The sequence below is a fragment of the Rhodanobacter sp. GW835-FHT13D09 genome (assembly GCF_058793995.1).
Genome location: NZ_JBXAGL010000004.1, coordinates 90,462 through 104,535, shown reverse-complemented (window position 1 = coordinate 104,535; position 14,074 = coordinate 90,462). Strand labels below are relative to the sequence as shown.

General features: G+C 68.3%; 14 protein-coding genes. 9 read left to right on the top strand and 5 right to left on the bottom strand.

Translation table 11 applies throughout. The features are described 5' to 3' along the window. Window positions 1–101: 101 nt before the first annotated feature. Genes hflD through AC1Q5A_RS07755 form a run of 3 tightly spaced genes read right to left on the bottom strand, consistent with a single transcriptional unit; the run spans window position 102 to window position 2,366 of the window. Window positions 102–725, bottom strand: a complete 624-nt coding sequence (hflD, locus tag AC1Q5A_RS07765) for a high frequency lysogenization protein HflD (RefSeq protein ID WP_492699888.1) — start codon at window positions 723–725, stop codon at window positions 102–104. A 10-nt stretch (window positions 726–735) separates the two neighbouring features. Then, window positions 736–1,884 (bottom strand): tRNA 2-thiouridine(34) synthase MnmA, encoded by a 1,149-nt coding sequence (gene mnmA / locus AC1Q5A_RS07760; protein ID WP_492699886.1) that lies wholly within the window; start codon window positions 1,882–1,884, stop codon window positions 736–738. After that, entirely contained in the window at window positions 1,881–2,366 is a 486-nt protein-coding gene (locus tag AC1Q5A_RS07755; RefSeq protein ID WP_492699884.1) for an NUDIX hydrolase, read from the bottom strand. The genes mnmA and AC1Q5A_RS07755 overlap by 4 nt, the downstream gene beginning before the upstream one ends. 122 nt (window positions 2,367–2,488) lie before the next feature. On the opposite strand from AC1Q5A_RS07755, the gene clpS reads away from it, so the two are divergent. After that, entirely contained in the window at window positions 2,489–2,815 is a 327-nt protein-coding gene (clpS, locus tag AC1Q5A_RS07750) for an ATP-dependent Clp protease adapter ClpS (protein ID WP_492699882.1), read from the top strand. A 67-nt stretch (window positions 2,816–2,882) separates the two neighbouring features. Continuing rightward, window positions 2,883–5,153: an ATP-dependent Clp protease ATP-binding subunit ClpA gene (clpA, locus tag AC1Q5A_RS07745; RefSeq protein ID WP_492699880.1), complete on the top strand. Its 2,271-nt coding sequence runs from the start codon at window positions 2,883–2,885 to the stop codon at window positions 5,151–5,153. A gap of 109 nt (window positions 5,154–5,262) precedes the next feature. Here the strand turns inward: clpA and infA are convergent, their stop codons facing one another. Then, window positions 5,263–5,481: a translation initiation factor IF-1 gene (infA, locus tag AC1Q5A_RS07740; RefSeq protein WP_007508585.1), complete on the bottom strand. Its 219-nt coding sequence runs from the start codon at window positions 5,479–5,481 to the stop codon at window positions 5,263–5,265. A gap of 115 nt (window positions 5,482–5,596) precedes the next feature. After that, window positions 5,597–5,872 carry a polyhydroxyalkanoic acid system family protein gene (locus AC1Q5A_RS07735; RefSeq protein WP_492699878.1) on the bottom strand — a complete coding sequence of 92 codons (276 nt, stop codon included), beginning with the start codon at window positions 5,870–5,872 and terminating at the stop codon, window positions 5,597–5,599. Window positions 5,873–5,961: 89 nt separating this feature from the next. On the opposite strand from AC1Q5A_RS07735, the gene AC1Q5A_RS07730 reads away from it, so the two are divergent. The 7 genes from AC1Q5A_RS07730 to pgsA all read left to right on the top strand — a co-directional run bounded on the left by AC1Q5A_RS07730 (window position 5,962) and on the right by pgsA (window position 14,003). Beyond that, window positions 5,962–6,729 (top strand): FHA domain-containing protein, encoded by a 768-nt coding sequence (locus AC1Q5A_RS07730; RefSeq protein WP_492699876.1) that lies wholly within the window; start codon window positions 5,962–5,964, stop codon window positions 6,727–6,729. A gap of 79 nt (window positions 6,730–6,808) precedes the next feature. After that, window positions 6,809–7,897 carry a 3-phosphoserine/phosphohydroxythreonine transaminase gene (gene serC, locus AC1Q5A_RS07725; protein WP_492699875.1) on the top strand — a complete coding sequence of 363 codons (1,089 nt, stop codon included), beginning with the start codon at window positions 6,809–6,811 and terminating at the stop codon, window positions 7,895–7,897. Window positions 7,898–8,220: 323 nt separating this feature from the next. Next, complete coding sequence (gene pheA / locus AC1Q5A_RS07720; RefSeq protein WP_492699874.1) at window positions 8,221–9,309, top strand: prephenate dehydratase; 1,089 nt, start codon at window positions 8,221–8,223, stop codon at window positions 9,307–9,309. Continuing rightward, on the top strand, window positions 9,306–10,616 hold the full coding sequence (aroA, locus tag AC1Q5A_RS07715) for a 3-phosphoshikimate 1-carboxyvinyltransferase (RefSeq protein ID WP_492699872.1): 1,311 nt from the start codon (window positions 9,306–9,308) through the stop codon (window positions 10,614–10,616). The genes pheA and aroA overlap by 4 nt, the downstream gene beginning before the upstream one ends. A gap of 54 nt (window positions 10,617–10,670) precedes the next feature. Next, window positions 10,671–11,450, top strand: a complete 780-nt coding sequence (gene kdsB, locus AC1Q5A_RS07710) for a 3-deoxy-manno-octulosonate cytidylyltransferase (RefSeq protein ID WP_492699870.1) — start codon at window positions 10,671–10,673, stop codon at window positions 11,448–11,450. A 39-nt stretch (window positions 11,451–11,489) separates the two neighbouring features. After that, complete coding sequence (gene uvrC / locus AC1Q5A_RS07705; protein WP_492699868.1) at window positions 11,490–13,331, top strand: excinuclease ABC subunit UvrC; 1,842 nt, start codon at window positions 11,490–11,492, stop codon at window positions 13,329–13,331. Between the two features lie 72 nt (window positions 13,332–13,403). Then, complete coding sequence (gene pgsA, locus AC1Q5A_RS07700) at window positions 13,404–14,003, top strand: CDP-diacylglycerol--glycerol-3-phosphate 3-phosphatidyltransferase (RefSeq protein ID WP_492699866.1); 600 nt, start codon at window positions 13,404–13,406, stop codon at window positions 14,001–14,003. The last annotated feature ends 71 nt before the right edge of the window (window positions 14,004–14,074 follow it).

Here is a 14,074-nt window from a genome sequence, read left to right as displayed (position 1 = left end):
CGGCACATGTCCGGACTCGCTCACGCGAATCGGGCACTTTCGTGCCCGATTCGCGTCCGGCCATCCATGGCCGGGTTTCGAGGTTGAATAGTCACAACCTCTCAGCGCTGATCCAGCGTCGCCCCGGTCAACAGGCCGCGTGCCAGCATGCTGCACTGGCGCCGGTGCAGCAGCAGTTGCCACTGGCGTCCGCCGACCTGCCGCCACAGCACCGCCGAGCGCACCGCCGCCAGCAGGCTGGTGCGCACCTTTTCCACCACGGCGGGCTGCTGCAGCTGCAGCGGGTTGCCGCTGACCATGACACGCGGCTTGAGGATCGACAGGGTGGAGGCGTACACCTCGGCCAGCCGGCCGCAGACCTGGCTGGAATCCACGCCGAAATGATCGACCTGGCGTTGTGCGGCGAGGATGCCCTGCTGGAGCTTGTCGCGCAGGTCTGCCCGGGCTGACAGGCTGCGTTCCAGCCGCATCACGGTCACCGCCATGCGGGTCATGGCCATGTCGCGGTCGCTTTCGTCGAGCTGGGCGATCAGGCTGCGCAAGCCGAGCCGGACGTTGGAGATGCTGCCGTACACGCCGACCACCGAAGGCGCGTCGATGCGGAACACGCTGGCCACGCTGGCCTCCATCGCGCCTTCGTCGCAACGGCCGTCATTGGCCAGCTGCTGCGCCAGCGCGCAGGCCTGGAACAGGCCGGCCAGGGCGAGCACGCGTTCTTCAGTCACGGAAAAAGTTTCAAACACGGGGCGATGATTCTCTTGCAGGGTGCGGGGTGGAAGGGATGAAGGGCGGCAGCAGGCCGCCGTAGGGTGCGTCGGTGGCCGCGATCACCGCGCCGCCGAGGCAGACCTCGCCATCGTAGAGCACCACCGACTGCCCCGGCGTCACCGCGCGCTGCGGTTCGTCGAAGCGGATCTCGAGGCCGCAGGGTCGCACGTCGACCGTGCAGGCCTGGTCGGACTGGCGGTAGCGGGTGCGGGCGGTGCAGCGGAAATGGGCGGATGGCGCCGCGCCATCGATCCAGCCCGGCGTCTCCGAGTGCAGCCGCTGCGAATACAGCCAGCGGTTCTCGCCGCCCTGGGCCACGTACAGCACGTTTGCCGCCACGTCCTTGCCCACCACGTACCACGCCTCGCCGCCGGCGCCGTGACGGCCGCCGATGCCCAGCCCGTTGCGCTGGCCCAGGGTGTAGTACATCGCGCCCTGGTGTTCGCCGACCAGTTCGCCGCCGGGGGTGCGCATCTCGCCGGGGCGGGCCGGAATGTAACGGGAGAGGAAGTCGCGGAAGTCGCGCTCGCCGATGAAGCAGATGCCGGTGGAGTCCTTCTTCGCGTGGGTCGGCAGGGCTGCCGCGCGGGCCAGTTCGCGCACGCGCGATTTCTCGAGGCCGCCCAGCGGGAACAAGGTGGCGGCCAGCTGCCGCTGGCCCAGCGCGTGCAGGAAATAGCTCTGGTCCTTCGCCGCATCCACCGCACGCAGCAGGCGGTAGCGGCCGTCCACGCAGTCGACGCGGGCGTAATGGCCGGTGGCGATCCTGTCGGCGCCAAGCGCGTGGGCTTCGTCGAGGAAGGTCTTGAACTTGATCTCGCGGTTGCACAGCACGTCGGGGTTCGGCGTGCGGCCGGCACGGTACTCGGCGAGGAAGTGCTCGAACACGCCGTCCCAGTACTCGGCGGCGAAATTGCGCGCGTGGAACGGGATGCCGAGCCGCCCGCACACCGCCACGGCGTCCTTGCGGTCGGCATCGGTGGTGCAGGGACCGGAGCGGTCGTCCTCCTCCCAGTTCTGCATGAACAGGCCCTCCACCTCGTAGCCGGCCTGCTGCAGCAGCAGCCCGGCGACCGAGGAATCGACGCCGCCGGAGATGCCGAGCATCACCTTCACGATGCGCCGCCTCCGGGCAGGTGGCTCAGCACGTCCAGCGGCAGCCGCCGGCCGGCCAGCCACTGGTCGATGCTTTGCAGGATCATCGGACTGCGCAGGCGGTCGCCCAGGGCGGCGATCTCGGTCCGTGTAAGCCAGCTGGCACGGCAAATGTCGGCATCCAGCGGGCGCGCCGGGTCGTGACTGATCGGGCGGGCGGCGAAACTGAAGCGGATCACCGCATCCCCGTGCTCGGTGCTGCGCCACTGGTGCACGCCGATCAGGTGCTGCAACTGCACGGTCCAGCCGGTTTCCTCCAGCGTTTCGCGCAAGGCGGCCGCCAGCAGCGTTTCGCCATCTTCCAGGTGGCCGGCCGGCTGGTTCCAGGCGAGCCGGCCGTTGACCCGCTCCTCGACCATCAGGTAGCGCTCGCCATCGGCCACCACGCAGGCGACGGTGACGTGCGGTCGCCAGATCTCGGCGGGGGCGGGGAAGTCGGCCATGTCGGGGGAACGCCGGGGCTGGAAAAGGTGTCATTGTGCCATCACCTTCCATGCCGCACCGTCGCGGGTGGATCCGGCGCCGCGGCGTATACTTTGACCCAGAGTTCATACCACGACCCACGATGGCCCACGAACCCGAACATGAGCACGATAGCGGCCGCGGCCTGGCGCTGGAAACCGCGAAACCGGAGGTGGCGCGGCCGCCGCTGTTCCAGGTGCTGCTGCTGAACGACGACTTCACCCCGATGGATTTCGTGGTCGACGTGCTGCGCACCTTCTTCAACCTGGACCAGGAGCAGGCGGTGCAGGTGATGCTGCACGTACATACCCGCGGGCGGGGCGTATGCGGCGTATTCACCCGCGAGGTGGCGGAGACCAAGGTAACCCACGTCAACGAGTATTCACGTTCCCATCAGCACCCGTTGCTGTGCACTATGGAAAAGCTCTGAGCGCCCCCATTTTGTGCTGATCGCGGCGCCGCAGGCCGCTCAACCATTGCAAGCGGAGACGATCCGAATGTTCAGCAAGGATCTGGAAGTCACCATCGGCCAGTGCTACAAGCAGGCCCGCGAACAGCGCCATGAGTTCATGACGGTGGAGCACCTGCTGCTGGCGTTGACCGAGAACCAGTCGGCGCTCGGCGCCCTGCGCGCCTGTGGTGTGGACCTGCCGCGGCTGTCGGCCGACCTGGTGCGTATCATCAACGAAACCGTGCCGGTGCTGCCGTCCGGCGACGAGCGCGATACGCAGCCCACGCTGGGCTTCCAGCGCGTGTTGCAGCGCGCCGTCTATCACGTGCAATCCTCCGGCCGCAAGGAAGTCACCGGCGCCAACGTACTGGTGGCGATCTTTGGCGAGAAGGATTCGCACGCGGTGTATTTCATGCACCAGCAGGAGATCACCCGGCTCGACGTGGTCAACTACATCTCGCACGGCATCGCCAAGATCGGCGACGAACCGGCCGCCGGGGTCTCCGGCGGCGAGCGTGAGGGCGAGGAGGGCGGCGAGCCGAAGGGCAACCCGCTGCACGAGTTCGCCAGCAACCTCAACGAGCTGGCGCTGGAAGGCAAGATCGACCCGCTGATCGGCCGCGCCGACGAGATCGAGCGCACCATCCAGGTGCTGTGCCGCCGGCGCAAGAACAACCCGCTGTATGTGGGCGAGGCCGGCGTGGGCAAGACCGCGCTGGCCGAGGGCCTGGCCAAGCGCATCGTCGACGGCGAGGTGCCCGAGGTGCTGGAAAGCGCCACGATCTGGTCGCTCGACCTGGGCGCGCTGGTGGCCGGCACCAAGTACCGCGGCGACTTCGAGAAGCGCCTGAAGAGCGTGATCGCGCAGCTGAAGAAGCAGCCGGGAGCGATCCTGTTCATCGACGAGATCCACACCATCATCGGTGCCGGCTCGGCGTCGGGCGGCACCATGGACGCGTCGAACCTGATCAAGCCGATGCTGGCTTCCGGCGAGCTGCGCTGCATCGGCTCGACCACGTTCCAGGAATACCGCGGCGTGTTCGAGAAAGACCGCGCGCTGGCCCGCCGCTTCCAGAAGATCGACGTGGTCGAGCCGACCGTGGCCGACAGCATCGAGATCCTCAAGGGCCTGCGCTCGCGCTTCGAGGAGCATCACCACGTGGCGTATACCAACGAGGCGCTGAAGGCGGCGGTGGACCTGTCGGTGAAGCACATCCCCGACCGGCTGCTGCCGGACAAGGCGATCGACGTGATCGACGAGGCCGGCGCACGCCAGCGGCTGCTGCCGGAAGAGCAGCGCACCGGCCGGGTCGACGTCGGCGAGGTCGAGTACATCGTGGCGAAGATGGCGCGGATCCCGGCCAAGCAGGTGTCGGCGTCGGATCGCGACGTGCTGAAGAACCTCGAGCGCAATCTCAAGATGGTGGTATTCGGCCAGGATCCGGCGATCGAGGCGCTGGCCGCCTCGATCAAGATGGCCCGTTCCGGCCTGGCCGATCCGTCCAAGCCGATCGGCTGTTTCCTGCTCGCCGGCCCGACCGGTGTCGGCAAGACCGAGGTCACCCGGCAGCTGGCGATGCAGCTGGGCATCGAGATGATCCGCTTCGACATGTCCGAGTACATGGAAGCGCATTCGGTGTCGCGGCTGGTCGGTGCACCCCCGGGCTACGTCGGCTTCGACCAGGGCGGCCTGCTGACCGAGGCGATCACCAAGCACCCGCACGCCGTGCTGCTGCTGGACGAGATCGAGAAGGCGCACCCGGACGTGTTCAACATCCTGCTGCAGGTGATGGACCGTGGCGTGCTGACCGACACCAACGGCCGCGAGGCGAACTTCAAGAACGTGGTGGTGGTGATGACCACCAACGCCGGCGCGGCCATTGCCGCACGACGCAGCATGGGCTTCATCGAGCAGAAACACGAGTCGGACGCGATGGAAGTGATCCGCCGGATCTTCACGCCGGAGTTCCGTAACCGGCTGGACGCGATCATCCAGTTCGGCGCGCTCGACTTCGAGCACATCCTGCGCGTCGTCGACAAGTTCCTGATCGAGCTTGAGAGCCAGCTCGGCGAGAAGCGCGTGAGCCTGGACGTGGACGCTGACGCCCGCCGCTGGCTGGCCGAGCACGGCTTCGATCCGCAGATGGGTGCGCGGCCGATGGCGCGGGTGATCCAGGAGAAGGTGAAGCGTGCGCTGGCCGACGAGCTGCTGTTCGGCAAGCTGGTCGATGGCGGCGTGGTGCACCTGAGCGTGGCCGACGGCGAGCTGAAGGTCGAGTGCAAGGCTGCCGGGAAGCTGCCGGCGGTGGTCGAATAACCACCGCGGGAAAAACGGCGAGGCAAAGCAAAGGCGGCGCATTGCGCCGCCTTTGCTTGTCCGACACCGCCGCCCCGTTGCCGCATCGCCGCGCGCAGGCGCAGCCGGGCTACTTCATGCGGTAGGTGATGCGTCCCTTGCTCAGGTCGTACGGGGTCATCTCGATCTTGACCTTGTCGCCGGTAAGGATGCGGATGTAGTGCTTGCGCATGCGGCCGGAGATGTGGGCGATGATGACGTGCCCGTTCTCCAGCTGTACACGAAACATGGTGTTGGGCAGGGTCTCCTGGACCGTGCCTTCCATTTCGATGACGTCGTCTTTGGCCATGTGTTCCGGGGTTCACGCGCAGCCGTCATGGCCGCGTAAGCCGTCGATTATGCCACGGATGGAGGCCTGGTCAAAGAATCGTCAGCACGGATCGGCGGATCGAGCCGGATCGGCGTCAGGCGAAATGCTCATCCAGCTTGCGCCGGATTTCCTGCTCGATGGTGCTCTTCAGCGGCGCCAGCAGCAGGCCCAGCTCGGCCCTGACCTGGATCGCGTCGCTGCCGACGGCAATCGAGCCGCTGACGCCGGGACGGGAAAACAGCAGGGTGTCGCCCTGCCAGCGATCGTCCGTGCCGAATTTTTCGCGCATGCGCGCGGCCACCCGGTCGACCACGGCGCGGGCCTCGGCAACCGGCAATTGATGCGGGTGGTGGATATCGATCCTGGGCATGGCGGACTCCGGCGGAAACGACGCATCTTAATGCCTGGAGCGCGGCGGACCGCATGCTAGAGTTCCACCGTCCATCGACCGGCTCATCCATGCGTATCGAATTTCCCAATGCGGCCCGTGAGGATTTCCATTGGACGCAGGCGCAGTTGCGCATCGGCAGTGCGGCCGACAACGACCTGGTGCTGGCCGCCGGCCAGGCGGCGCCGCAACACCTGCGGATCCAGCAGGATCGCCGCGGCTGGGTGCTGCAGGTGCTGCCGCCGGCCGATCGCATCTACGTCAACGCCCGGCCGGTGCGCGAGCGCGCCCTGCTGCGTGCCGGCGACGTGGTCAGCGTGGGCGATTGCCGCATGCTGCTGCGTGCCGACGAGGACCCGGCACTGCGCCCACCGCTGAGCGTGCCCGAACAGGGGCGCTGCACGGTGGCGCTCCGCGCCGTGGCCGGCCCGCTGTCCGGACGGGTGCTGCCGCTGCGGGACAGCCTGGAGTTCGGCCCCCACGGCGATTGTCCGCTCGAGTTGCCGCAGGGCGATGCCATCGCCTTGCGCATTTCCTGGCACGAGGGTCAGTTGCTGCTCGAAGTCATCCAGCCGTCCGCACAGCACTTGCTGCGGGTCAACGGCGTCGCCGTGCAGCAACTGGCCCTGCAGCCCGGCGACCAGCTTGGCGTGGCGATGCACCGTTTCGTGGTGGATGGACCGGGCATGGAGCCCGAGCCCGAAATCACGCTGCCCGAACCGCTGTCGCAACACCTGCCCGAAGAGGCCGCCGGGCCCAGTGGCGAGGTGTGGTGGCTGATCGTCACCGCCGCCGTGCTGGCGCTGGGCATCGCCCTGGTCCTGCTGATCCGCTTCTGAGAGCCTGCGCCGAGGGTTGACCGCGCCGTGCTGCGCCGCGCCATAATGCGCGAACACCATCGACAGGACGCAAGCGCACGTGAGCAGAGTCTGGAATTTCAGCGCCGGCCCAGCGGCACTACCGCTGGCAGTACTCGAACGCGCCCAGCGCGACATGCTGGACTGGAACGGCAGCGGCGCCTCGGTGATGGAGCAGTCCCACCGCGGCAAGCGCTTCATCGCGATGGCCGCCCAGGCCGAGGCCGATCTGCGCGAGTTGATGCAGGTACCGGCCGACTACGCCGTGCTGTTCCTGCAGGGCGGCGCCACCCAGCACTTCGCGCAGATCCCGATGAACCTGGCCGGCGCGGGCGACAGCGCGGATTACGTCGTCAGTGGCCACTGGAGCGCGAAGGCAGTCAGCGAGGCCAAACCCTACGTGCGGGTGAACGTGGCGGCCAGCAACGAGCCGGACGACTACCTGAAGCTGCCCTCGCGCGGCAGCTGGCGGCTCGACCCGGGCGCTGCCTACGTGCACTACACGCCGAACGAGACCATCCACGGCGTCGAGTTCCACGACATCCCCGACGTCGGCGGCACGGTGCCGCTGGTGGCGGACCTGTCCTCGAACATCCTGTCCGAGCCGCTGGAGGTGAGCCGCTTCGGGCTGATCTATGCTGGCGCGCAGAAGAATATCGGGCCATCCGGCCTGGTGCTGATGATCATCCGCCGCGACCTGCTGCAGCGGGCCGGCCGGCCGATGGCGCGGATCTTCCGCTACGCCGAGCACGCCGCCGCCGATTCGATGCTCAACACGCCGAACACCTGGGGCTGGTACGTGGCCGGGCTGACCTTCCAGTGGCTCAAGGAACAGGGCGGGCTCGGCACGATGGCGGCGCGCAACCGGGCCAAGGCCGAACTGCTGTACCGGGCCATCGACGGCTCTGGCGGCTACTACCGCAACCCGATCGAGCCGTCAGCGCGCTCGCGCATGAACGTGCGTTTCACCCTGCACGACGCTGCGCTGGACACGGCATTCCTGCAGGAGTCGGAGGCAGCGGGCCTGCTCGCGCTGAAGGGCCACAAGGCGCTCGGTGGGATGCGCGCCTCGCTGTACAACGCGGTGCCGCTGGAAGCGGTCGAGGCGCTGGCGGCGTTCATGCGGGATTTCGCGCAGCGACATGGCTGAGAGGTTGTGAGTTTTTCAACCTCTCAGACCGGCCACGGCGAGGGCATGGCGAGGGCATGGATGCCCGAGTGGAGGCAACGCAGGAGCGGTTGCCCGATGCCCGAGTTGAGGCGATGCCGGGGGCAGTTGCCCGAGGGCCGGGCATGAAACAGTCACGCCAGTGACTGTTTCATGTGAGCGAGTCCGGGCGTGTACCGGACTCGCGACAGAAGAAAACCACAGGAAGTGGTTTTCTTCACAAGCGCTGAGCGCACGAAAGCGGTATTTTCAGGCAAGATGCCGCTTCATCATTTGGACTTCCATCCATCCAGGCGGCTGTACGCATGACCGACCCGAAGACCCCGTTGAGCGAGATGCGCGAGCGCATCGACAGCATCGACCGGCAGATCCAGCAGTTGATTTCCGAACGTGCCAGGCACGCGCAGACCGTGGCCAAGGTAAAGGGGGAAGGGCTTTCCGCGATCGACTACTACCGCCCCGAGCGCGAGGCGCACGTGCTGCGCATGGTGGTGGACCGCAACCAGGGCCCGCTGTCCGACGCCGAGATGGTGCGGCTGTTCCGCGAGATCATGTCGTCATGCCTGGCCCAGGAAGACCCGCTGAAGATCGGCTTCCTCGGCCCGGAGGGCACCTTCAGCGAGCAGGCCGTGCGCAAGCACTTCGGCCACGCCGCCTATGGCCTGCCGCTGGGCAGCATCGAGGAGGTGTTCCAGGAAGTAGCCGCCGGGCACGCCGACTTCGGCGTGGTGCCGGTGGAGAATTCGGGGCAGGGCATGATCCAGGTCACCCTGGACATGTTCCTCACCTCCGAAGCCACCATCTGCGGCGAGATCGAGCTGCGCGTGCACCAGTGCCTGCACTCGGTGAGCGGCCGCCTGGAGGACGTGCGCAGGGTCTACGCCCACGCGCAGTCGTTGCAGCAGTGCAAGACCTGGTTGCGCATCAACCTGCCCGAGGTGGAATGCATCGCGGTCGCCAGCAACGCCGAGGCCGCACGGCTGGCCCTGCATGCCGATGATGCGGCCGCGATCGCCGGCGAGACGGCGGGCAAGGTCTATCGCCTGAAGGCCGTCGCCCAGGGTATCGAGGACCGCGCCGACAACACCACGCGCTTCCTGGTGATCGGCCGCTCGCTGTTCCCGCCGTCCGGCAACGACCGCACCTCGCTGCTGATCACGGTCAACGACAAGCCCGGCGCGCTGTACGACGTGCTCAGCCCGTTCGCGAAGCACGACGTCAGCCTGAACCGGATCGAGTCGCGGCCGGCGCATACCGGCAAGTGGCAGTACGCGTTCTTCATCGACGTCTCCGGCCACATCGACAGCCCCGCGCTGCAGGCGGCGGTGCAGGAGATCGGAACGTCGGCGGCGACCGTCCGCGTGCTGGGCTCCTACCCGGTGGCGCTGCCTTGAGCGGCCGCCTGGACTGGAGCAGCCGGGCGAGCGGTCCGCTGCACGGCAGCGTGCGGGTGCCTGGCGACAAGTCGGTGTCGCACCGCGCGCTGATGCTGGCGGCGATCGCCGAGGGCGACTCGCGCATCTGCGGCTTTCTCGAAGGCGAGGACACCCGCGCCACCGCCGCCGTGCTGGCGCAGCTCGGCGTGCGCATCGACACGCCGTCGTCCGGCGAGCGCGTGGTGCACGGCGCGGGCCTGCACGGCCTGCGTGGTACGGCACAAGCGCTGGACTGCGGCAACGCCGGCACCGGCATGCGCCTGCTGGCCGGACTGCTGGGGGGACAGGCGTTCGACAGCACCCTGATCGGCGACGCCTCGCTGTCGAAGCGGCCGATGCGCCGGGTCACCGGGCCGCTGGCGCTGATGGGTGCGCTCATCGACACGCACGACGGCCTGCCGCCGCTGCACGTGCATGGCGGCCAGCCACTGCAGGGCATCCGCTACGAGCTGCCGGTGGCCAGCGCGCAGGTGAAATCCGCGCTGCTGCTGGCCGGCCTGTATGCGGCGGGCGACACCGAGATCATCGAGCCGCACCCGACCCGCGACTACACCGAGCGGATGCTGGCCGCGTTCGGCTGGCCGATCGCGTTCGCGCCGGGCCGGGCGAAACTCTCCGGCGGCCATGTGCTGCGCGCCACCGACGTGGAGGTGCCGGCCGATTTCTCCTCGGCAGCGTTTTTCCTGGTCGCCGCGAGCATCGTGCCCGGCTCCGAGTTGCGCCTGCCGGCGGTGGGCCTGAATCCACGCCGCACCGGCCTGCTGCAGGCGCTGCGGCTGATGGGTGCGGACATTGCGGTCGAGCACCAGCGCGAAGCCGGCGGCGAGCCGGTGGGCGATCTTGTGGTACGCCACGCGCCGCTGCACGGCGTCGAGCTGCCCGAGGCGCTGGTGCCGGACATGATCGACGAGTTTCCCGCGCTGTTCATCGCCGCCGCAGTGGCGGACGGTACGACGGTGATCCGCGGCGCAGCCGAACTGCGGGTCAAGGAATCCGACCGCATCGCCACCATGGCCGCCGGCCTGCGCACGCTCGGCGCGGCGATCGAGGAAACCCCGGACGGCGCGATCATCCACGGCGGCCGACTCGGCGGCGGCACGGTGGAGAGCCACCTCGACCATCGCATCGCGATGAGCTTCGCGGTGGCCGGCCTGGTCGCCGCCGGAACGGTGCGGATCAGCGACTGCAGCCACGTCGCCACCTCGTTCCCCGGCTTCCTCGAGCTGGCCAACGGCTGTGGCTTCGCGCTTCAGGCTGCGCCGTGAATCGGCGGTGCGCCACGTTGCGCTAGGCTTGCCGCCTGACCCCAAGGATCGTCCATGTCAAACGCGGTGCCCCCGTTCATCGTCGCGATTCCCGCCCGCTATGGCTCGACCCGCCTGCCGGCCAAGCCGCTGCGTGCGATCGACGGCGTGCCGATGGTGGTGCGGGTGGCGCAACGCGCCCTGCAGGCCGGCGCCAGCCAGGTGGTGGTGGCGGTGGACGACCGCCGCATTGCCGACGCACTGGCCGGCCTGGAAGGGGTGGACGTGTGCATGACCCGCAGCGACCACGCCTCGGGCAGTGACCGGCTGGCCGAGTGCGCGCAACACTACGGCTGGGCCGCCGACAGCATCGTGGTGAACCTGCAGGGCGACGAGCCGTTCGCGCCGGCCGCCGGCATCCGTGCGGTGGTGCAGGCGCTGGCCGGCGACGACGCGCCGATGGCGACTTTGGCCACGCCGATCATCGACGCCGAGGAACTGTTCGATCCGAACGTGGTGAAGCTGGTGCGCGCCGCCAACGGCCGCGCGCTGTACTTCAGCCGCGCGCCGCTGCCGTGGGCGCGCGATGCGTTCGCCATCGACCGCAATGCGTTGCCGTCCGGTTCGCCGTTCCTGCGGCATATCGGCATCTACGCCTACCGGGCCGGCTTCCTGGACCGCTACAGCCGTTTGCCGCGCACGCCGCTGGAACAGACCGAATCGCTGGAACAGCTGCGCGTGCTGGAGCATGGCCACGCGATCGCGGTGCGGCTGACCCCGGAACCGTTCCCGCCGGGCATCGACACCGATGCCGACCTGGTGCGCGCGGAGCAGTGGTTGCGCGCACGGCCATGAGCCTCCATCTGCATGGATCATCGCCGCTAGAATGACCCCATGCAGTCCGCGCAACCGCTCCCCTTCGACGGCAAGGCCTTCGTCCGCACATTGGCCTCCTCGCCCGGCGTCTACCGCCACTTCGACGCGGCCGGCGAGCTGCTCTATGTGGGCAAGGCGGGCAACCTCAGGAAGCGCGTCGGCAGCTATTTCCTGAAGCCGCGGATGGAACCGCGCATCGCGGCGATGGTGGCGCAGATCGCCCGCGTCGAGATCACCGTCACCCGCACCGAGGGCGAGGCGTTGCTGCTGGAATCGCAGCTGATCAAGTCGCTGAAGCCGCGCTACAACATCCTGCTGCGCGACGACAAGAGCTACCCGTACATCTACCTCTCCAGCGGTGAGGACTATCCGCGGCTGGCCTTCCACCGCGGCGCGAAGAACCTGCCCGGGCGCTACTTCGGGCCATACCCGAGCACCTACGCGGTGCGCGAGAGCCTCAGCCTGATGCAGAAGCTGTTCAAGGTGCGCCAGTGCGAGGACAGCTACTTCCGCAACCGCACGCGGCCCTGCCTGCAGTACCAGATCGGCCGTTGCAGCGCGCCCTGCGTGGGGCTGATCAGCGTGGAGGACTACCGCAACGACGTGCGCCACGCCGAGATGTTCCTGGAAGGGCGCAGCAACGCGGTGATCGACGAACTGGCCGAGGCGATGGAGCAGGCCAGCAAGGCGCTGCAGTTCGAGCGCGCGGCGAAACTGCGCGACCAGGTGGCCGCGCTGCGCCAGCTGCAGGCGCAGCACCACGTACAGGGCGCCAGCGCCGACATGGACGTGATCGCCTGCCGCATCGAGGCGGGCCTGGCCTGCGTCAGCGTGCTGTTCTTCCGCAACGGCATCAGCCTGGGCACGCGCGATTTCTTTCCGCGGTTGCCGCTGGATGCCGAGCCGGCCGATGTGCTGGCGCAGTTCATCGCGCAGTACTACCTGGACCGGCCGGTGCCGCGCGAGCTGATCCTGGGCGAGCCGCTGGCCGACCAGGAGATCCTCGCCGAGCTGCTCGGCCAGCAGGCCGGCCATGCGGTGGAGCTGAAGTCCAGCGTGCGCGGCGAGCGTGCGCAATTCCTGCAGATGGCCGAGCGCAATGCGCAGGCCTCGCTGACCGCGCGGCTGGCCAGCCGGCAGACCCTGGGCACGCGCTTCGACGATTTGCAGAAGGTGCTCGGACTGGCGGTGTCGCCCCGGCGCATCGAGTGCTTCGACATCAGCCACACCCTGGGTGAGCTGACTGTCGCCTCGTGCGTGGTGTTCGGCCCGGAGGGGCCGGAGAAATCGCACTATCGCCGCTTCAACATCACCGGCATCACGCCCGGCGACGACTACGCGGCGATGCACCAGGCGCTGACCCGGCGCTTCCGCAAGGTGGCTGAAGGCGAGGGCGCGCGTCCCGACGTGCTGCTGATCGACGGCGGCGGCGGCCAGGTGGCGCAGGCGCTGGATGTGCTGAAGGAACTTGGCGTCGACGGTATCGAGGTGGTCGGCGTGGCGAAGGGGCCGGGGCGGCGCGCCGGCGAGGAGACGCTGGTGCTCGCGCGACTTGAATCGGGAAGTCCCGGGCGCGAGCTGCATCCGGGCAGCGCATCGCCCGCACTGCACCTGGTCGCGGCGGTGCGTGACGAAGCGCACCGCTTCGCCATCAGCGGCCACCGCAAGCGGCGCGAGAAGGCGCGCGAGCGCAGCGTGCTGGAAGACGTGCCGGGCATCGGCGCACGCCGGCGTTCCGCACTGCTGAAGGCGTTCGGCGGCATGCAGGGGCTGGAGCGCGCCGGCGTCGAGGAACTGATGCAGGTGAAAGGCATCGACCGGGGCCTGGCCGAACGCATCTACGCCAGCCTGCATGGCTGAACATCGGCGCACGCCTTCACTCGGCACTGGCGTGCCCTCGTGCGAGACTGCCTCAAATCCCTGGAACGAATCATGCGCATCAACCTGCCGACCTGGCTGACCCTCTTCCGCGTTGCCCTGCTGCCGGTCATGGTGGCGGTGTTCTACCTGCCGTTCCCCGGCCACAACATCACCGCGGCGATCGTGTTCCTGCTGGCGGCGGTCACCGACTGGCTGGACGGCTACCTGGCCCGGCGAATGAACCTGACTTCGGCGTTCGGCGCGTTCCTCGACCCGGTTGCCGACAAGCTGATGGTGGCGGTGACCTTGTTCCTGCTGGTCGAATCCCATCGCGGCGGCTGGTCCGGCATCCTGATGGCGGTGACCGCGGCGGTCATCGTGGGGCGCGAGATCAGCGTGTCGGCGCTGCGCGAATGGATGGCCGAGATCGGCATGCGCGCTACCGTCAAGGTCGCCTTCATCGGCAAGCTGAAGACGGTGATGCAGATGATCGCCCTGGTGGTGCTGATCGTGCAGCACGAGAAGGCCGCCGAAGCGCTGCGGTTGTACCACATCGGCGAGGCGCTGCTGGTGATCGCCGGCGTGCTCACGATCTGGTCGGGCCTGCATTACCTGCGGGCCGCCTGGCCGAGCCTCCGTGCCGACGGGGTATCGGGCGTGCGGCATGGTTGAGCGCGTCCAGGACGACGTGGCCCGGGCTTGACGATCTGCATTCACGTATTAGAATGCGCGGCTCCGATGCG